The sequence below is a fragment of the Pseudomonas sp. B12(2026) genome, from assembly GCF_057767015.1.
On the sequence record NZ_CM173430.1, the window covers coordinates 5,438,361 to 5,455,965 of the forward strand.

Genomic DNA, 17,605 nt, shown 5'->3' on the forward strand with positions numbered 1-17,605 from the left:
AGGAGGCACCTTGCAGGAGCGGCGGCGCAATCAGATACCACTGCCCTGCGGCTCGCCGCGCCCGTCGTCATCCTCGCGCGACGACGGGCGCATCCGCGAAAGCTGCACGTTCAGGCGCGGCATCGACAGCTCCAGGCCGGCCTTGTCCAGCTTCTGCCGCAGGCGCAGGTTGAAGGCGCGCTGCACCTCCCACTGGCGGATCGGCGCGGTCTTCAGGCGGAAACGCAGGATCGCCTGGCCATTGTCGAAACTCTCGACGCCCTGCATCTCCAGCGCCGACCACATGGCGCGGCTGATGTCGCGGTCGCCGCGCAGGTCGTGGGTGACCTCGTGGACCAGCGCCACCGCATCGTCGATCGGCATGCTGGCGGGCACCGGCCAGCGGAACATGGCGTAGCCGAACTCCCGCGAGTAGTTCTTGATGCTCTTGATCTGGCTGAACGGGATGGTGTGCACCACGCCGTCCAGGTCGCGCAGGCGCACGGTGCGGATGGTCAGGCCCTCGACGGTGCCCAGGTGGCCGCCGACGTCGACGTAGTCGTCGATGGACAGCGAGTCCTCGATGATGATGAACAGGCCGGTGATCAGGTCCGCCACCAGCGTCTGCGCGCCGAAGCCGATGGCCAGGCCGATGACGCCCGCGCCCGCCAGCAGCGGGGTGACGTTCATGCCCATGTTGGCCAGGGCGACGATCAGCGCGATCACCGCGATGGTCACGAACAGCACGTTGCGGATCAGCGGCAGCATGGTCAGCGCGCGCGGGTTGTTGCGGCTCTTGCCGCCCAGGCCGAGGCTGTGCTGGACCGCGGTGTCGGCGAGGATCCACACCAGCCAGGCCACCAGCAGGGTGGTGCCGAAGCTGATCAGGCGGAGGCTGATCGCCGCCCCGTCGCCCTCGGTGAAGCGGATCAGCGACATGCCCCAGACGCGCAGGCCGACCTCCAGGAACAGCAGCAGGCTGGCGATGTGCAGCAGGGTGTAGGCGAACTTCTGCAACTGCTCGACATAGGGTGCGGAGCGGCGGCTGCCGTGGCGCGTCGAGCGCAGCTGGGCGCGGCGGATCAGGCCGTTGACGGTCATCGCCACCACCGCGATCAGCGCGCACAGCAGCGCGCGGCGCAGGGCGTAGGTGCTGTCGCCGGCGGTGACCACGGTGGCGAACAGGGAAATCCCCACCAGCACCAGCACCGGCAAGAACCACAGCGAACCCACCAGCTCGACCAGCTCATGCAGGGCGCGGCGCTTGAGGCGGCGTTCCAGCGGCTGGTTGCGGATCAGGTGGGCGATCGGCCGGCGGAACTGCAGGACGAACAGCGCGGTGAACAGCGCCGCGAAGATGTTCGCCAGCGAGCCGACGCACAGCGCGGTGCTCTGCCCGAGGCTTTCGGTCACGCGCGGGTCGTGCATCACCTCGCCCAGCGCGGCCAGGCTGCCGATCAGCCACAGCGGGCGGAAGGCGCGCCGCCGCAGGATGTCCAGCGCGCGCATGCGGTGCGGGCCGCCGAGCAGCGACAGGGAGATCACGCACAGCGCGGAGAACAGCGTGCCGCACACCAGCACATAGGCCATCACCATCGCCAGCAGCTTGCCCAGGGAGCTGGGCAGCACCACCGACAGGTAGACCGTGATCAGGAACGCCACCAGCCAGGGACCGAGCTTGCGCAGGGCGAACAGCAGCAGGTCGCGGGTCTTGGGATTCTGCGGGAGCTCGCTGGCCAGGCCGAAGCGATCCTGCATGCGCCGCGCCAGCCAGCGCAGCCCCAGGGCCACGCAGGCCCAGAGCAGGAGCACGAGGAGGAAGTCGAAGAGCATCCCCGGCAGCTCCTGCCAGGACGGGATGCGGGTCTGCACTTCGTCGCGGGCCTGGCTGAACAGCTCGCTCCAGCGCAGCAGCGGGCTGTTGGCGCCTTCGAACTGCTTCTCCAGGCTGCCCAGCGTGCCGCCGATCAGCCCCAGCACGCCACTCTGCTGGTCCGCGCTTTTCTTGCTCGCATCGCGCAACTGCTTGAGCTTCTTCAGCAGGTCGGCGCGCTGCTGGTCGTTCTCCAGCGTGCGGATGACCTGGTCCAGCGACTGCTGCAGCTGCGCCTCGCTGACCTGCTCGCCGCCCCCCGTCATGCCGGCCAGCGGGCCGGGCAGCGCCGCCAGCGCGGGGCCGGCGAGCAGCGGGCCGGCGCACAGGCAGCACAGCAGCAGGCACTGACGGAAACAGGAACGGATCAGGTCGGTCACAGGCACACCCCAGAGGCAGGTACAGGAAGGCTCGCCCGCATCATACAGAGGACGGGAGACGCGCCGTGGTCAAGGACCACGGCGCCCCGCCAAAGGTCCGTCGGCGAGCGGCAGCGCACACTGTGAGCTGCCATGCTGAATCACAATAGGCAACTTGCCAGCCGTCGTCGGCAATGCAAGGCTTGCCACGACCATCCGGAGATCGCCCATGCGCCTGATCCTCACCGCCCTGCTGCTCGCCGCCGCGCTGCCAGCCAGTGCGCAGATCTACAAGTACACCGACGCCAACGGCAAGACGGTGTTCACCAACCAGCCGCCGAGCAACGTCGGCGCACAGCCGGTGCAGCTGCCACCGACCAATACCGTCACCCCGCAGATACCGGCGAGCGCCGGGGCCGGCACCGGCGAGGTCGCAACGCAGAGCGCCTACGCCATCCTCGCCCTGAGCAACGTGCCCAACGATGAAGCCCTGCGCTCCAACAACGGCTCCTTCGTCGTCGACGTCGTGGTCCAGCCGGCGCTGGCCGCGGAGCACCAGCTGCAGCTGCTGCTCGACGGCCAGCCCTACGGCGCACCGACCCACGCCACCAGCATCGGCCTGGAGAACCTCGAGCGCGGCGAGCACAGCCTCGCCGTGCAGGTCCTGCAGGGCGACCAGGTGATCCAGAGCAGCCCGCCGGTGAACTTCACCCTGCAGCGCATCAGCACCAACAGCCCGGCGCGCCCCCAGGTGAAACCCAGGACGGGCAACTGAACATGCGCCACCTGGTGATGCTCCTGCTGTCGGCGCTGTGCTGCCTGTCGGCCAGCGCCGAGGTCTACACCTACATCGACAAGGACGGCAACCGCGTCTTCACCGACCAGCCGCCGCGCGGCAATGCGCAGAAGCTGCTGCTCGCGCCGCCCAACGCCATGCCCAACCAGCCCGGCGTGCGCATGCCGCCGCCGCTCTACGCGCCCGCGACGCCGGCGCTGCCGCCCGGACCGCCGGCCTACCAGCTGCTGCGCATCATCGTGCCGGAGCCCGACACCACCATCCGCGCCAACGATGGCGCGCTGATCGTTTCCGTCACCAGCGATCCGGCCCTGCTCCCCGGCCACCTCTACCGCCTGCTGCTGGACGGCAAGCCGGTGGGCGAACCCGGCCGCAGCCCGGTCTTCCCGCTGAACAACATCGACCGCGGCACCCACCAGCTGTCGGTGGAGATCATCGACACCCTGGGCCGCACCATCGAGCAGACGCCCAACCAGCCCTTCCACATGTTCCGCGTCTCGGTGGCCGAAGCGGCCGCCCCGGACAGCGCCCGCCAGTTCAGCGCCGCCAGCCGCTGACGGCGGCGCGCACCCCGGCACAAACGCACCATATCGGTGCGTTGGCCTGCACCACTTTCTATACTCTCCCCATTTCAGGTCACTCCCTTCGGCCAGATCGCCCGCCCGCGCCTCGCAAACCGGCGCCAGACGCCGAAATGCGCGTCTTTTCGGGGCCTGGTTTGCTTTTTGCATTTTCCCGCACAGTCTTGGGACATTTCAGACGCCATGCCTACCGAACCCCAGCTCCGCCTGCTGCTCGACAACCTCACCACGGCGGTGATCCTGCTCAATGCCGGGTTGCGCCTGGAATACATGAACCCGGCGGCGGAGATGCTCCTGGCGGTCAGCGGCCAGCGCAGCCACGGCCAGTTCATCAGCGAGCTGTTCACCGAATCGCCCGAGGCGCTGCAGTCCCTGCAGCAGGCGGTGGAAGAGGCGCACCCGTTCACCAAGCGCGAGGCGACCCTGACCTCGCTCACCGGCCAGTCGATCACCGTGGACTACGCGGTGACGCCCATCCTCAGCCGCCGCGAGACCCTGCTGCTGCTGGAAGTCCACCCGCGCGACCGGCTGCTGCGGATCACCAAGGAAGAGGCGCAGCTGTCCAAGCAGGAAACCACCAAGCTGCTGGTGCGCGGCCTGGCCCACGAGATCAAGAATCCGCTGGGCGGCATCCGTGGCGCGGCGCAGCTGCTGTCCCGCGAGCTGCCGGACGAATCGCTCAAGGACTACACCAACGTCATCATCGAAGAGGCCGACCGCCTGCGGAACCTGGTGGACCGCATGCTCGGCTCGAACAAGCTGCCGCAGCTCTCGGTCACCAACATCCACGAAGTGCTGGAGCGCGTCTGCAGCCTGGTGGAAGCCGAGACCCAGGGCAGCATCCCGCTGGTGCGCGACTATGACCCGAGCATCCCCGACCTGCTGCTCGACCGCGAGCAGATGATCCAGGCGGTGCTCAACATCGTGCGCAACGCCATGCAGGCGATTGCCTCGCAGAACGAACTCAAGCTGGGCCGCATCACCCTGCGTACCCGCACCCTGCGCCAGTTCACCATCGGCCACACGCGCCACCGCCTGGTGTGCAAGGTGGAGATCATCGACAACGGCCCGGGCATCCCGGCCGAACTGCAGGACACCATCTTCTATCCCATGGTCAGCGGCCGCGCCGACGGCACCGGGCTCGGCCTGGCCATCACCCAGAACATCATCAGCCAGCACCAGGGCCTGATCGAATGCGAGAGCCACCCCGGCCATACCGTGTTCAGTCTGTTCCTGCCCCTGGAACGAGGAGTGCATTGACCATGAGCCGATCAGAGACCGTCTGGATCGTCGACGACGACCGCTCCATCCGCTGGGTCCTGGAAAAGGCCCTGCAGCAGGAAGGCATGAGCACGGTCAGCTTCGACAGCGCCGACAGCGTGATCAGCCGCCTCGGCCGGCAGCAGCCGGACGTGATCATCTCCGACATCCGCATGCCCGGCGCCAGCGGCCTCGACCTGCTGGCGCAGATCCGCGAGCTGTACCCGCGCCTGCCGGTGATCATCATGACCGCCCATTCCGACCTGGACAGCGCGGTAGCCTCCTACCAGGGCGGCGCCTTCGAATACCTGCCCAAGCCGTTCGACGTTGACGAGGCCGTCTCCCTGGTCAAGCGCGCCAACCAGCACGCCCAGGAACAGCAGGGCCTGGCCGTGCCGGCCAACCAGACGCGCACCCCGGAGATCATCGGCGAGGCGCCGGCGATGCAGGAGGTGTTCCGCGCCATCGGCCGCCTTTCCCACTCCAACATCACCGTGCTGATCAACGGCGAATCCGGCACCGGCAAGGAACTGGTCGCCCATGCCCTGCACCGCCACAGCCCGCGCGCGGCCTCGCCGTTCATCGCGCTGAACATGGCGGCGATCCCCAAGGACCTGATGGAATCCGAGCTGTTCGGCCACGAGAAAGGCGCCTTCACCGGCGCGGCCAACCAGCGCCGCGGGCGCTTCGAGCAGGCCGACGGCGGCACCCTGTTCCTCGACGAGATCGGCGACATGCCGGCCGACACCCAGACCCGCCTGCTGCGCGTGCTGGCGGACGGCGAGTTCTACCGCGTCGGCGGCCACACCCCGGTGAAGGTGGACGTGCGGATCATCGCCGCGACGCACCAGAACCTGGAAAACCTGGTGCGCGAGGGCAAGTTCCGCGAGGACCTGTTCCACCGCCTGAACGTCATCCGCATCCACATCCCGCGCCTGGCCGACCGCCGCGAGGACATCCCGGCGCTGGCCCGGCACTTCCTCGCCCGCGCCGCCCAGGAGCTGGCGGTGGAGCCCAAGCTGCTCAAGCCGGAGACCGAGGAATACCTGCGGAACCTCTCCTGGCCGGGCAACGTGCGCCAGCTGGAGAACACCTGCCGCTGGATCACCGTCATGGCCTCCGGCCGCGAGGTGCACACCGACGACCTGCCGCCGGAACTGCTGACCCAGCCGCAGGACAACCTGCCCGCCGCCAACTGGGAACAGGCCCTGCGCCAGTGGGCCGACCAGGCGCTGGGGCGCGGCCAGTCGAGCCTGCTGGACAGCGCCGTGCCGGCCTTCGAGCGGATCATGATCGAGACCGCCCTCAAGCACACCGCCGGCCGCCGCCGCGACGCCGCCGTGCTGCTGGGCTGGGGGCGCAACACCCTGACCCGCAAGATCAAGGAACTGGGCATGAAGATCGACGGCCCGGACGAGGACGGCGAAGACTGACGTCCTGCAACGACGAAGGGGCCGGAAGGCCCCTTTTTCATGGGTGCGGAATTTTATTTTTCGTAGGAGCGAGCTTGCTCGCGAACCGCCCGGCATCGAATCCACCGGGGGGATCCGTTCGCGAGCAAGCTCGCTCCTGCAAGAGCAGCTCGGGGCTATCCCCAGAACCTGTGGATAACACTGTGCACGGAACGGGGAAGGAACGTGCTACAGCCCAGAGCACGCGCGGTCCGCGGGTTTGCGCGGTTTCTGTGCAGGAACTCCGGGCTTGCCCACACGCGCTGTGCGCCCGGCTGTGGATAAGCTTGGGGCAAGCCGTTGCACGCCCCGCCCTGCGCGGCTTTGCGCGGATCGCTCAAAAAAAGCTCAGTCCATGGCGAAGCCGAGCTGGCGCCAGGCCTCGTAGACGCTGACCGCCACGGTGTTGGACAGGTTCAGGCTGCGGCAGCCGGGGCGCATCGGCAAGCGCACGCGCCGCTCCGGCGGCAGGGACTCGCGCACCTCATCCGGCAGGCCGCGGCTTTCCGGGCCGAAGAGGAAGGCGTCGCCGCGCTGGTAGGCCACTTCATGGAACGGCTGCGAGCCCTTGGTGGTGAAGGCGAACAGGCGTGGATGGCCCAGTTGCTCCAGGCACTCGTCGAGGGTCGCGTAGCGGCGCACGCTGGCGTATTCGTGGTAATCCAGCCCGGCGCGGCGCAGGCGCTTGTCGTCCAGCTCGAAGCCCAGCGGCTCGATCAGGTGCAGGCCGCAGCCCGCATTGGCGCACAGCCTGATAATGTTGCCGGTGTTTGGGGGGATTTCCGGTTGAAAGAGGATCACGTGGAACATGCAGCGCTCCGGGCCTGAGAACGGCGGGCATTCTACTCCCGCGCAGGCGCAAATGCGGCCCAGGCCGTGGCTGCGGGTCCTGGTTTCGCTGTGCGTGGGTGGGCTGCTGGTCGGGCTGATGATCGGCCGCCTGGTGAATCCGCCGGCCGAAGGGCCTCCGCGGATACTCGCCATCGAGCCGGCGGCGGATGGCCTGCTGGTCCTGCTGGATGCTCAGCCGGCGGTGCGCGCCGGTCATCTGGAAGACGCCCTGGCGCTGCAGATCGACGCCAGCGCCGAGGCGCGCCAGGGCCAGCTGCGGATTTCCGGTCTGCCGCTGCGCTGGACGCTCGAACCCCGGGGGCAAGGCGTTCTGCTGACCTTGCTGTCGACCCGCCGCCTGCAAGGCGCCTGGGACAGCAGCGAGGCGGACGGCCAGTGGCGCCTGAACGTCAGGGTGCGGCCCGAATAGGGCAGCGGCTGCGGAATAAAAAGGGGGTTTCCCCGGCCTGCCTGTACCAGGACCCCCGAACCGGTTGCGACGGCCGCTGCTTCGAACGGCGCGCTCGCACGATGTAAAAGAGGGGTTCCCCAGCCTGCCTGTACCGAGGCCCCTGAAATCGCTGTTGTCAGAGGTATTGCAGAGGGCGTGCCAAGATCGCTCGCGGGGCGATTCAGCTGCCGCCGGGACAGCGCTCCGGATGGCTATACGTCAGGTATTCCGGGGGTTCGCGGGATATCCACAAGCTTCCCTGACACTGCGCGAGCGCCTCTGCATCGGGTATTCCAGGACGGACCGGGAGCGCCCTGCCCTGCGCCCTGCCAGTGCGCACGCACCAAACTTGAACGCCGGAGCCGACTTCCTTCCCTGTAGGAGCGAGCTTGCTCGCGAACAGCCACGGCGCCGAAGTCCCGGGAAAAGCGGTTCGCGAGCAAGCTCGCTCCTACAGAAGAACACTGCGCACGCTTACCCCCAGAACGGCTGAGCAACCCCAGGAACAGCCTGTGGATAAGACTGCCAAAGCCAGACGCCGCGCGCCCCGGGAAGCGCCGGTCAAAATTTGCTCAACAACAAATCGCAGGCAAAGAAAAAGGCGCCCGAAGGCGCCTTTCTCGTTCGGCGTCGGCGATTACTGCGCCGGGATCTCGCCGGACGACTGCATGCGGGCGATTTCCTGCGCGTACAGCGCATCGAAGTTCACCGGGGACAGCATCAGCGCCGGGAAGGAACCGCGCACCACCAGGCTGTCCAGGGTCTCGCGGGCATACGGGAAGAGGATGTTCGGGCAGAACGCGCCGAGGGTGTGGCTCATGCTGGAAGCATCCAGGCCCTTGATCAGGAAGATGCCGGCCTGCTGCACTTCGGCGATGAAAGCGGTTTCTTCGCCGTTCTTCACGGTCACCGAAACGGTCAGCACCACTTCGTAGAAGTCGCCGTCGAGCTGCTTCTGGCGGGTGTTGAGGTCCATGGAAATGCTCGGCTGCCACTCCTGGCGGAAGATTTCCGGCGCCTTGGGCGCTTCGAAGGAGAGGTCGCGGATGTAGATGCGCTGCAGCGAGAACTGCGGGTTGTTGTCTTGCTGGCCTGCGCCGTTGGCTTGTTCAGTCATTTCGGGACCTTCTTGTTCGTCGTTTCAGGATTGGGGATCACGCCGTGAGCAGCGTATCCAGCTTGCCCGCGCGTTCCAGCGCGTAAAGATCGTCGCAGCCGCCGACATGGACCTCGTCGATCCAGATCTGCGGCACCGAGGTGCGGCCCGCCTTGCTGGCCATCTCGGCGCGCACGCCCGGCTCGCCATCCACCGAGATTTCCTCGTAGGCGACGCCCTTGCGGTCCAGCAGGGCCTTGGCGCGGATGCAGTACGGGCACCATGCGCTGGTGTAGATCAGGATCGACGGCATCTCACTTCACCAGGGGCAGGTTGTCGCCACGCCAGCTGCCGATGCCGCCGGAGAGCTTGGCGGCATTGAAGCCGGCCTTCTGCAGCACGCTGCACCAGGTGCCCGCGTGCTGGCCCATGCCGTCGACCACGATGATGGTCTTGGCCTTGTGCTTGTCCAGTTCGCTGAGGCGGGCGTTCAGCTTGTCCGCCGGGATGTTCAGCGCATCGACGATGTGGCCGGTGGTGAACTCCTTGGCCGGGCGGATATCGAGGACCACGGCCTGCTCGGCGTTCACCAGAGCGGTCAGCTCGCGGGTCGACAGGGCGCGGCCGCTCTTGCGCATTTCATGCAGGGCCAGCAGTACCAGCAGGACCACCAGGGCGCCCACCAGCAGGTAGTGATGGGTGGCGAATTCGATCAGACGGGGAAGGAACGAGGACATGGCGCAGGACATCCAGACGTAAAAATGCCGGCCAGTATACACGCGCGTATCTGACGGCTGCACCCTGCGGATCATGGCGTCTGTCGGCACCAATCGGTAAAATGCGGGTCCTTTTCCGAGAGCCGATTCACGATCTCGCGAGCTGGAGCAGCACAAGGCGCAAACAGGCGGGGAAGCGCAGTTTACGTTTGTAAATGAGCACTCCGAGCCTGTTTGCAACGCAGTGATGCCGACGCGCAGCGGATCGTAAAGTGGCTCTCCCCCCTCTGTTCCCGGAAAGAGCCGTACCTATGACTGCAACGCGCAAACCGCTGGTCCTGATCATCCTGGACGGCTTCGGCCATAGCGATAGCCCGGAATTCAACGCCATCCACGCCGCGAAGAAACCCAACTGGGACCGCCTGCTGGCCAGCCAGCCGCACGGCCTGATCTCCGGCTCGGGCATGGATGTCGGCCTGCCCGACGGCCAGATGGGCAACTCCGAGGTCGGCCACATGAACCTGGGCGCCGGCCGCGTCGTCTACCAGGACTTCACCCGCGTGACCAAGGCCATCCGCGACGGCGAGTTCTTCGAGAACCCGGTGCTGACCGGGGCGGTCGACAAGGCCGCCGGCGCCGGCAAGGCGGTGCACATCCTCGGCCTGCTGTCCGACGGCGGCGTGCACAGCCACCAGGACCACCTGGTCGCCATGGCCGAACTGGCCGCCCAGCACGGCGCCGAGAAAATCTACCTGCACGCCTTCCTCGACGGCCGCGACACCCCGCCCAGGAGCGCCGAGCCGTCGCTGCAACTGCTCGACGACACCTTCGCCCGCCTGGGCAAGGGCCGCACCGCCAGCATCATCGGCCGCTACTTCGCCATGGACCGCGACAACCGCTGGGACCGCGTCGAAGCCGCCTACAACCTGATCACCGAAGGCACTGCCGAATTCACCGCCGACTCCGCCGTGGGCGCGCTGCACGCCGCCTACGAGCGCGGCGAGAGCGACGAGTTCGTCAAGGCCACCCGCATCGGCGCCCAGGTGCGCGTGGAAGACGGCGACGCCGTGATCTTCATGAACTTCCGCGCCGACCGCGCCCGCGAACTGTCGCGCGCCTTCGTCGAGCCGGGCTTCAAGGAATTCGCGCGCCAGCGCGAGCTGAAGCTGGCCAGCTACGTGATGCTGACCCAGTACGCGGCGAGCATCCCGGCGCCCAGCGCGTTCAAGCCCGAGTCGCTGGACAACGTGCTGGGCGAGTACCTGGCGAAGAACGGCAAGACCCAGCTGCGCATCGCCGAGACCGAGAAGTACGCCCACGTGACCTTCTTCTTCTCCGGCGGCCGCGAAGAGCCGTTCGAGGGCGAAGAGCGCATCCTCATCCCCTCGCCCAAGGTCGCCACCTACGACCTGCAGCCGGAAATGAGCGCGCCGGAAGTCACCGACCGGATCGTCGACGCCATCGAGAACCAGCGCTACGACGTGATCATCGTCAACTACGCCAACGGCGACATGGTCGGCCACACCGGCGTGTTCGAGGCCGCGGTGAAGGCCGTCGAGTGCCTGGATACCTGCGTCGGTCGGATCGTCGCGGCGCTGGACAAGGTCGGCGGCGAAGCCCTGATCACCGCCGACCACGGCAACGTCGAGCAGATGGAAGACGCCATGACCGGCCAGGCGCACACCGCGCACACCTGCGAGCCGGTGCCGTTCGTCTACGTCGGCAAGCGCAAGCTGAGCATCCGCGAGGGCGGCGTGCTGGCCGACGTGGCGCCGACCCTGCTGACGCTGATGGGCCTGGAACAGCCCAAGGAAATGACCGGCAAATCGATCGTCACCCTGCTGTAAGGCGACGCCGTTGCCGGACGATCAGGCGGGAACGTGAGCCAGCTCCCGCCGGTCAGACGAAACGCCCCGGACCACGCGGTCTTGGGGCGTTCTTTTTAGCGCCCGCCACGGGCATACTAGGCCCGTCCAGAATCCAGGTGCCCGCCACCCAATGCCTCGCGCCCTCCTCCCGCTGCTGCTGATCTGCCTCCTGAGCCCGCTTGCGGCCGGTGCCGACGAACGTGCCGACACCCAGCGCCAGCTGGAGCAGACGCAGAAAGACATCACTGAGCTGAAGAAAAACCTGCAGAACATCCAGGACGAGAAGTCCGGGGTGCAGAAGCAGCTCAAGTCCACCGAAACCCAGATGGGCGACCTGGAGAAGCAGATCCAGCAAATCCAGGACGACCTGAAGAAGAACGAGGAAGAGCTGCAACGCCTCGACGGGGAGAAAAAAAAACTCCAGGGCGCGCGCCTTGAGCAGCAGCGCCTGATCGCCATCCAGGCCCGCGCCGCCTACCAGAGCGGCCGCGAGGAATACCTCAAGCTGCTGCTGAACCAGGAACACCCGGAGAAGTTCAGCCGCACCCTCACCTACTACGACTACATCAGCAAGGCCCGCCTGGAACAGCTCACCGCGTTCAACGAGACCCTGAGCCAGCTGGCCAGCGTCGAGCAGGACATCACCGCGCAGAAGAACCAGCAGGTCGAGCAGCAGAACGCGCTGGAATCACGCCGCCAGGAGCTGGCCGAGGCCCGCAAGGCGCGCCAGGAGACCCTGGCCAAGCTCAACAGCGACTACAGCGACGGCGACCGCAAGCTCAAGGACCGCCAGCAGAGCCAGGCCGAGCTGAACAAGGTGCTCAAGACCATCGAGGAAACCCTCGCCCGCCAGGCCCGCGAAGCCGAGGAAGCGCGCCAGCGCGCCCTGGCCGCCGAGCGTGAGCGGGCAAAACGTGAGCGCGAACTGGCCGAGCGTGACGAAAAGCCCGCAGCACCGGGTAAGCCCCGCGCCGACTACAGCGGCCCGCTGGTCGCCAGCGGCGCAGGCTTCGGCGGCGCCTTCGACGCCGCCCGCGGCAAGCTGCCCTGGCCGGTCAACGGCCGCGTGCTGGCGCGCTACGGCAGCCCGCGCGGCGACGACCCCCGCGCCACCTGGGACGGCGTGCTGATCGGCGCCCAGGCCGGTAGCACGGTGCGCGCCGTGCATGGCGGCCGCGTGGTGTTCGCCGACTGGCTGCGCGGCGCCGGCCTGCTGGTCATTCTCGACCACGGTGGTGGCTACCTCAGCCTTTATGGGCATAATCAAAGTCTTCTGAAGGACGCCGGCGACACCGTCAAAGCAGGCGACCCCATCGCGACCGTAGGTGCCAGCGGTGGGCAGAGCACCCCGGCGGTATATTTTGCCATTCGCCATCAGGGCCGCCCGGCGGACCCGTCCACCTGGTGTCGCACGCAGGGATAAGCGGCGAACCCGCCTTAGGAGTCAAACATGTCGCAAGCTTTCCGTCTCACCACCCTGGCCCTGGCCCTGCTGCTCGGCTTCGGTGCGGCACAGGCCGCCGACGCCCCGGCTACGGCTCCCGCGGCCAACGGCAAGGAGGCTCCGCTGCCGCTCGATGAGCTGCGCACCTTCGCCGAGGTCCTGGACCGGGTGAAGGCCGCCTACGTCGAGCCGGTGGACGACAAGACGCTGCTGGAAAACGCCATCAAGGGCATGCTCAGCAACCTCGACCCGCACTCCGCCTACCTCGGCCCGGAAGAGTTCGCCGAGCTGCAGGAAAGCACCAGCGGCGAGTTCGGCGGCCTGGGCATCGAGGTCGGCAGCGAGGACGGCTTCGTCAAGGTGATCTCGCCGATCGACGACACCCCCGCGGCCAACGCCGGCATCCAGCCGGGCGACCTGATCGTCAAGATCGACGGCAAGCCGACCAAGGGCCAGTCGATGAACGAGGCGGTGGACAGCATGCGCGGCAAGCCCGGCTCGCCGATCACCCTGACCATCGTGCGCGGCGGCGGCAAGCCGTTCGACGTCGAGCTCAAGCGCGCCATCATCAAGGTCAAGAGCGTGCGCAGCCAGATGCTCGAACCGGGCTTCGGCTACCTGCGCATCACCCAGTTCCAGGTCAACACCGGCGAGGAAACCGTCAAGGCGCTGAGCAGCCTGCGCAAGGCCAACAACGGCCGGCTCAAGGGCGTGGTCCTCGACCTGCGCAACAACCCCGGCGGCGTGCTGCAGTCGGCGGTGGAAGTGGCCGACGCCTTCCTCACCAAGGGCCTGATCGTCTACACCAAGGGCCGCATCCCGAATTCCGAGCTGCGTTTCTCCGCCGATCCGTCCGACCCGAGCGACGGCGTCCCGCTGGTGGTGCTGATCAACGGCGGCAGCGCCTCGGCCGCCGAGATCGTCGCCGGCGCCCTGCAGGACCAGAAGCGCGCGATCCTCATGGGCACCGACAGCTTCGGCAAGGGCTCGGTGCAGACCGTGCTGCCGCTCAACAACGACCGCGCCCTGAAGCTCACCACCGCGCTGTACTACACCCCCAACGGCCGCTCCATCCAGGCCCAGGGCATCACCCCGGACATCGAGGTGGAGCGCGCCAAGGTGACCCGCGAGCAGAGCGAGTTCGACGGTTTCAAGGAAGCCGACCTGCAGGGCCACCTGGCCAACGGCAACGGCGGCCAGGATCGTCCCACGGCGTCCGGCAAACGCCCGGAAGACCGTCCGCAGGAGAGCGACTTCCAGCTCAGCCAGGCCCTCAGCCTGCTGAAAGGACTCAGCGTCAGCCGCGGCAACAACTGACCGATGCGCCGGGCCCGGCTGCTGCTCGGCCTGGGCGTCGCCGCCCTGCTGTGCCAGCCGGCGCCGGCGGCGCCCGCACCGGACGGCGCCAGGCCGCTGGTCAGCATCGTCATCGACGACCTCGGGCAGAACCTGGCGCGCGACCGCCAGGTGCTCGAACTCTCCCCCGCCATCGCCCTGGCGATCATCCCCGACACGCCCCACGCCGCCGAACTGGCCGGCGAGGCGAACCGGCTCGGGCGCACCGTGCTGCTGCACATGCCCATGGACCCGGCGGGCGGCGAGTTCGCCTGGCGCCCGGAGCTGAGCCAGGAAGAGCGCGCCCGCCGCCTCGACGCGGCGCTGGCCAGGGTGCCCTGCGCACAGGGCCTGAACAACCATGAAGGCAGCCGCATGACCGCCGACCGCCCGGCCATGGCCTGGCTGGCCGCCGAGTTGCAGCGGCGCCACCTGTTCCTCCTCGACAGCCGCACCAGCGCCGCCACCGTGGCCGCCGCCGAGGCGCAGAAGATCGGCCTGGCGAGCCTGTCGCGGGACGTGTTCCTCGACGACGATCCGAGCGAGGCGGCGGTGCTGGAGCAGATGGAGCGCGGCCTGAAACTGGCGCGCAAGCAGGGCTCGGTGGTGATGATCGGCCACCCGAAGCCGGCGACCCTGGCGGTGCTCAGGCGCGTGCTGCCGGGCCTTGCGGCCCAGGGCTTCGAGCTGGTGCAGCCGGCGCAGGTGATCGCCGAGCGCGGCAACCGCGCCATGCAAGGCCATGGGCGCGACGGTGTTTACCGGTAAACACCGCCTTTCGTAGGAGCGAGCTTGCTCGCGAACAGCCCGGCATCGGAATACCCGGCGAATCCGCTTCGCGAGCAAGAACCCGGCGTCCCCCTCGGTCCTACAAGGCCTGGCCGGAGTTCGGCGCCCGACCTTCTTTTATAGATAGTTGTTGGTCGCCTGCTCGACGAAGCCGTCGGCGCGCATGCTGTCCAGCGCCTTCTGCAGGCGCGCCACCACCTCGTCCGGCGTGTCCTTGTTCAACGCCAGGTAGAGCTGGGCCTCGTTGAAGCGCAGCACGGTCTGCAGGCCGGAGACGCCTTCCTGCTTGGCCAGGTAGCGGCCGACCGGGTCGGTGGTGGCCCACAGGTCGATCTCGCCGGAGGTCAGTTTCTTCACGTTTTCCTGGTCGCGCAGCGCATTGATCACCGGGATGCCCTGGCTCTCCAGGTTCTGGCTCACCGCGTCGTTCTTGTAGGCACCGAGCTTGTACTTGGCGGCGTCCTTGAGGTCCTTCACGGCGATCTTGCTGCCGGCCGGCGCCAGCAGCACCCAGTTGGTCTTGGCGATCGGCCCGACCCACTTGAACAGCGGCACCCGCTCGGGGGTGTAGGTGGTGGAGAACAGCCCATAGCCGGGCTTGTCGAGCGCCAGCTTGTACAGGCGGTCCCAGGGGAAGCGCAGGCTCAGGCTGTACTGGATGCCGGCGCGCTTGAACATCTCGCGGACGATGTCGGCGCTGATGCCGTCGATGCCTTCGTCGCGGGCGAAGTTCTTGTCGTCCACCGCCATGTTGAACGGCGGGAAGTTCTCGGTGAGCAGCACCATCTTGTAATCGGCGGGCAACTCGGCGCGGGCCGTGGCGGCCCCCAACAGCAGACCCAGGGTCAGGGTCTTGATCAGGACTTTCAGCATGGTCATACCGCTCGCTTTGGTTATCGTTATTGGCTTGCGGCATCCCTGCGGGGGACGGAATACGTCACTCGTCTGCCTTCCTTGGCATTACCGGCGCCGGGAGGACCGGCGCCGAAACACCCGGGCCGGCGGCTGGCCGGCCCGGGGTATCACAGGTAACTGTTGAGCACGTCGTCGACGAAACCTTCGGCGCGCATCTTGTCCAGGGCGGCTTGCAGTTTCTGCACCACGTCGTCCGGGGTCTCGCGGTTCAGGGCCAGGAACAGCTGGTCGCTGTTGAAGCGCAGGACGGTCTTCAGGCCGGTGACGCCGGCCTGCTTGGCCAGGTAGCGGCCCGCCGGGTCGCCGCTCGCCCACAGGTCGATCTGGCCGTCCTGCAGCTTGCCGGCGTTCTCCTGGTCGCGCAGCGCCAGCACCGGCTCGAAGCCGTGCTTGGCCAGGTACTCGGCCATGGCGTCGCCCTTGTAGGCGCCGACGCGGTACTTCTTGGCTTCATCCAGGTTGTTCAGGGCGATCTTGCTGTCACCCTTGGCCAGCATCACCCAGTCGTCCGGGCCGATCGGGCCGACCCACTTGAACAGGCTCTCCCGCTCGGGCAGGCGGGCGGTGACGAACACGCCGTAGCCGGGCTTCTCCTGCGCCAGCTTGTAGATGCGGTCCCAGGGGAAGCGCAGGGTCAGGCTGTACTGGATGCCGGCGCGCTTGAACATCTCCTTGACGATGTCGACGGCGATCCCGTCGATGTTGTCTTCCTGGGCGAAGTTCTTGCCGTTGATGGCCATGTTGTACGGCGGGAAATTCTCGGTCAGCAGCACCATGCTGTAGCCTTCCGTTTCCGCCTGTGCCGTGCCGGCCAGCAGCAGGCCGCAGCCAATCCATGCGAGCAGAATGCGCTTAAGCATCTGGGAATTCCTGTGTGTGACATTTCTGAGAAGGCGCTGAGCTTACTCGGAGAATTGACGCCAATAAACCCTGAAGGGATGGCAATCACACATCCAAACGCCATCACCGCGACCGGCGGTAGGCAGGCAGGGTTGGCAAGCGAAGGGGCCGCGGCGACCGGGCGCGGGCCCCGAAGGGCCGGGAGAACCCCGGCCCGGAGGCGCGTCAGCGGACGACGATGCCGCGGCTGGCCAGGTAGGCCTTGGCTTCCGGCACGCTGTACTCGCCGAAGTGGAAGATGCTGGCGGCCAGCACCGCATCCGCCTTGCCTTCGAGGATGCCGTCGGCCAGGTGCTGCAGGTTGCCGACGCCGCCGGAGGCGATCACCGGGACGTTCACCGCCTCGCTGATGGCGCGGGTCACGCCCAGGTCGTAGCCGCTCTTGACGCCGTCCTGGTCCATGCTGGTGAGCAGGATTTCGCCGGCGCCCAGGCCTTCCATCTTCTTCGCCCACTCCACCGCGTCCAGCCCGGTGGGCTTGCGGCCGCCGTGGGTGAAGATTTCCCAGCGCGGGGTTTCGCCGGGCGCCGAGACTTTCTTGGCGTCGATGGCGACCACGATGCACTGCGAACCGAAGCGCGCGGCGGCCTCGCCGACGAACTCCGGGGTGAACACCGCGGCGGTGTTGATCGAGACCTTGTCCGCACCGGCGTTGAGCAGGTTGCGGATGTCCTGCACCGTCCTGACGCCGCCGCCCACGGTCAGCGGGATGAACACCTGGCTGGCCATGCGCTCGACGGTGTGCAGGGTGGTGTCGCGGCCATCGACGCTGGCGGTGATGTCGAGGAAGGTGATCTCGTCCGCGCCCTGCTCGTCGTAGCGGCGGGCGATTTCCACCGGGTCGCCGGCGTCGCGGATGTTCTCGAACTTGACGCCCTTCACCACGCGGCCGTTGTCCACGTCGAGGCAGGGAATGATGCGTTTAGCCAGGGTCATTGCTTTCTCCGAAAGCAGCTTCAAG

The 17,605-nt window shown here is 67.5% G+C and carries 17 protein-coding genes; 9 read left to right on the forward strand and 8 right to left on the reverse strand.

Translation table 11 applies throughout. From position 1 onward, the window contains the following. Positions 1–30: 30 nt before the first annotated feature. Positions 31–2,238 (reverse strand): mechanosensitive ion channel family protein, encoded by a 2,208-nt coding sequence (locus AC3B6A_RS25240; protein WP_488399831.1) that lies wholly within the window; start codon positions 2,236–2,238, stop codon positions 31–33. A 202-nt stretch (positions 2,239–2,440) separates the two neighbouring features. Here AC3B6A_RS25240 and AC3B6A_RS25245 point away from each other — a divergent pair, with 202 nt between their 5' ends. From AC3B6A_RS25245 to ntrC, 4 genes are all read left to right on the forward strand, one after another. Further along, positions 2,441–2,986, forward strand: coding sequence for a DUF4124 domain-containing protein (locus AC3B6A_RS25245; RefSeq protein ID WP_488399832.1), 546 nt, complete (start codon positions 2,441–2,443; stop codon positions 2,984–2,986). An 11-nt stretch (positions 2,987–2,997) separates the two neighbouring features. Next, positions 2,998–3,564 carry a DUF4124 domain-containing protein gene (locus AC3B6A_RS25250; RefSeq protein WP_488403708.1) on the forward strand — a complete coding sequence of 189 codons (567 nt, stop codon included), beginning with the start codon at positions 2,998–3,000 and terminating at the stop codon, positions 3,562–3,564. A gap of 207 nt (positions 3,565–3,771) precedes the next feature. Beyond that, entirely contained in the window at positions 3,772–4,848 is a 1,077-nt protein-coding gene (gene glnL, locus AC3B6A_RS25255) for a nitrogen regulation protein NR(II) (protein ID WP_488399833.1), read from the forward strand. A gap of 2 nt (positions 4,849–4,850) precedes the next feature. After that, positions 4,851–6,281, forward strand: a complete 1,431-nt coding sequence (gene ntrC / locus AC3B6A_RS25260) for a two-component system response regulator NtrC (protein WP_488399834.1) — start codon at positions 4,851–4,853, stop codon at positions 6,279–6,281. A gap of 366 nt (positions 6,282–6,647) precedes the next feature. Here ntrC and AC3B6A_RS25265 read toward each other — a convergent pair whose 3' ends face one another. Continuing rightward, the gene (locus tag AC3B6A_RS25265) at positions 6,648–7,109 is read right to left on the reverse strand and encodes a tRNA (cytidine(34)-2'-O)-methyltransferase (protein WP_488399836.1); all 462 of its coding nucleotides are present in this window, start codon (positions 7,107–7,109) and stop codon (positions 6,648–6,650) included. A gap of 52 nt (positions 7,110–7,161) precedes the next feature. Between AC3B6A_RS25265 and AC3B6A_RS25270 the strand changes: the two genes are divergently transcribed. Further along, the gene (locus AC3B6A_RS25270; protein ID WP_488399837.1) at positions 7,162–7,560 is read left to right on the forward strand and encodes a hypothetical protein; all 399 of its coding nucleotides are present in this window, start codon (positions 7,162–7,164) and stop codon (positions 7,558–7,560) included. A gap of 658 nt (positions 7,561–8,218) precedes the next feature. Here AC3B6A_RS25270 and secB read toward each other — a convergent pair. The 3 genes from secB to AC3B6A_RS25285 are packed head-to-tail and all read right to left on the reverse strand — an operon-like array spanning position 8,219 to position 9,414. Further along, positions 8,219–8,698 (reverse strand): protein-export chaperone SecB, encoded by a 480-nt coding sequence (secB, locus tag AC3B6A_RS25275; protein ID WP_488399838.1) that lies wholly within the window; start codon positions 8,696–8,698, stop codon positions 8,219–8,221. Positions 8,699–8,735: 37 nt separating this feature from the next. Beyond that, entirely contained in the window at positions 8,736–8,990 is a 255-nt protein-coding gene (grxC, locus tag AC3B6A_RS25280; RefSeq protein ID WP_488399839.1) for a glutaredoxin 3, read from the reverse strand. 1 nt (position 8,991) lies between these two features. Further along, positions 8,992–9,414: a rhodanese-like domain-containing protein gene (locus AC3B6A_RS25285; RefSeq protein ID WP_488399840.1), complete on the reverse strand. Its 423-nt coding sequence runs from the start codon at positions 9,412–9,414 to the stop codon at positions 8,992–8,994. A 290-nt stretch (positions 9,415–9,704) separates the two neighbouring features. On the opposite strand from AC3B6A_RS25285, the gene gpmI reads away from it, so the two are divergent. The 4 genes from gpmI (at position 9,705) to AC3B6A_RS25305 (ending at position 14,808) form a co-directional block, all read left to right on the forward strand. Beyond that, entirely contained in the window at positions 9,705–11,240 is a 1,536-nt protein-coding gene (gene gpmI / locus AC3B6A_RS25290; protein ID WP_488399841.1) for a 2,3-bisphosphoglycerate-independent phosphoglycerate mutase, read from the forward strand. A 151-nt stretch (positions 11,241–11,391) separates the two neighbouring features. Beyond that, positions 11,392–12,684: a murein hydrolase activator EnvC family protein gene (locus AC3B6A_RS25295; protein WP_488399842.1), complete on the forward strand. Its 1,293-nt coding sequence runs from the start codon at positions 11,392–11,394 to the stop codon at positions 12,682–12,684. Positions 12,685–12,711: 27 nt separating this feature from the next. Further along, a complete protein-coding gene (locus AC3B6A_RS25300) occupies positions 12,712–14,022 on the forward strand; it encodes a S41 family peptidase (protein WP_488399843.1) in 1,311 nt (436 codons plus the stop codon). A gap of 3 nt (positions 14,023–14,025) precedes the next feature. Beyond that, positions 14,026–14,808, forward strand: a complete 783-nt coding sequence (locus tag AC3B6A_RS25305) for a divergent polysaccharide deacetylase family protein (protein ID WP_488399844.1) — start codon at positions 14,026–14,028, stop codon at positions 14,806–14,808. A gap of 138 nt (positions 14,809–14,946) precedes the next feature. Here AC3B6A_RS25305 and AC3B6A_RS25310 read toward each other — a convergent pair whose 3' ends face one another. The 3 genes from AC3B6A_RS25310 to hisF all read right to left on the reverse strand — a co-directional run bounded on the left by AC3B6A_RS25310 (position 14,947) and on the right by hisF (position 17,580). Continuing rightward, positions 14,947–15,702 carry a substrate-binding periplasmic protein gene (locus tag AC3B6A_RS25310; protein WP_488403709.1) on the reverse strand — a complete coding sequence of 252 codons (756 nt, stop codon included), beginning with the start codon at positions 15,700–15,702 and terminating at the stop codon, positions 14,947–14,949. 149 nt (positions 15,703–15,851) lie between these two features. Next, positions 15,852–16,604 carry a substrate-binding periplasmic protein gene (locus tag AC3B6A_RS25315; protein WP_488399845.1) on the reverse strand — a complete coding sequence of 251 codons (753 nt, stop codon included), beginning with the start codon at positions 16,602–16,604 and terminating at the stop codon, positions 15,852–15,854. Between the two features lie 205 nt (positions 16,605–16,809). Then, positions 16,810–17,580, reverse strand: coding sequence for an imidazole glycerol phosphate synthase subunit HisF (gene hisF, locus AC3B6A_RS25320; RefSeq protein ID WP_488399846.1), 771 nt, complete (start codon positions 17,578–17,580; stop codon positions 16,810–16,812). Between the last annotated feature and the right edge of the window lie 25 nt (positions 17,581–17,605).

Coding starts and splice junctions, on each gene's coding strand:
- AC3B6A_RS25245 (WP_488399832.1), top strand. CDS start 2,441: ATGCGCCTGATCCTCACCGCCCTGCTGCTCGCCGCCGCGCTGCCAGCC.
- glnL (WP_488399833.1), top strand. CDS start 3,772: ATGCCTACCGAACCCCAGCTCCGCCTGCTGCTCGACAACCTCACCACG.
- ntrC (WP_488399834.1), top strand. CDS start 4,851: ATGAGCCGATCAGAGACCGTCTGGATCGTCGACGACGACCGCTCCATC.
- AC3B6A_RS25265 (WP_488399836.1), bottom strand. CDS start 7,109: ATGTTCCACGTGATCCTCTTTCAACCGGAAATCCCCCCAAACACCGGC.
- AC3B6A_RS25270 (WP_488399837.1), top strand. CDS start 7,162: ATGCGGCCCAGGCCGTGGCTGCGGGTCCTGGTTTCGCTGTGCGTGGGT.
- secB (WP_488399838.1), bottom strand. CDS start 8,698: ATGACTGAACAAGCCAACGGCGCAGGCCAGCAAGACAACAACCCGCAG.
- grxC (WP_488399839.1), bottom strand. CDS start 8,990: ATGCCGTCGATCCTGATCTACACCAGCGCATGGTGCCCGTACTGCATC.
- AC3B6A_RS25285 (WP_488399840.1), bottom strand. CDS start 9,414: ATGTCCTCGTTCCTTCCCCGTCTGATCGAATTCGCCACCCATCACTAC.
- gpmI (WP_488399841.1), top strand. CDS start 9,705: ATGACTGCAACGCGCAAACCGCTGGTCCTGATCATCCTGGACGGCTTC.
- AC3B6A_RS25295 (WP_488399842.1), top strand. CDS start 11,392: ATGCCTCGCGCCCTCCTCCCGCTGCTGCTGATCTGCCTCCTGAGCCCG.
- AC3B6A_RS25300 (WP_488399843.1), top strand. CDS start 12,712: ATGTCGCAAGCTTTCCGTCTCACCACCCTGGCCCTGGCCCTGCTGCTC.
- AC3B6A_RS25305 (WP_488399844.1), top strand. CDS start 14,026: ATGCGCCGGGCCCGGCTGCTGCTCGGCCTGGGCGTCGCCGCCCTGCTG.
- AC3B6A_RS25310 (WP_488403709.1), bottom strand. CDS start 15,702: ATGCTGAAAGTCCTGATCAAGACCCTGACCCTGGGTCTGCTGTTGGGG.
- AC3B6A_RS25315 (WP_488399845.1), bottom strand. CDS start 16,604: ATGCTTAAGCGCATTCTGCTCGCATGGATTGGCTGCGGCCTGCTGCTG.
- hisF (WP_488399846.1), bottom strand. CDS start 17,580: ATGACCCTGGCTAAACGCATCATTCCCTGCCTCGACGTGGACAACGGC.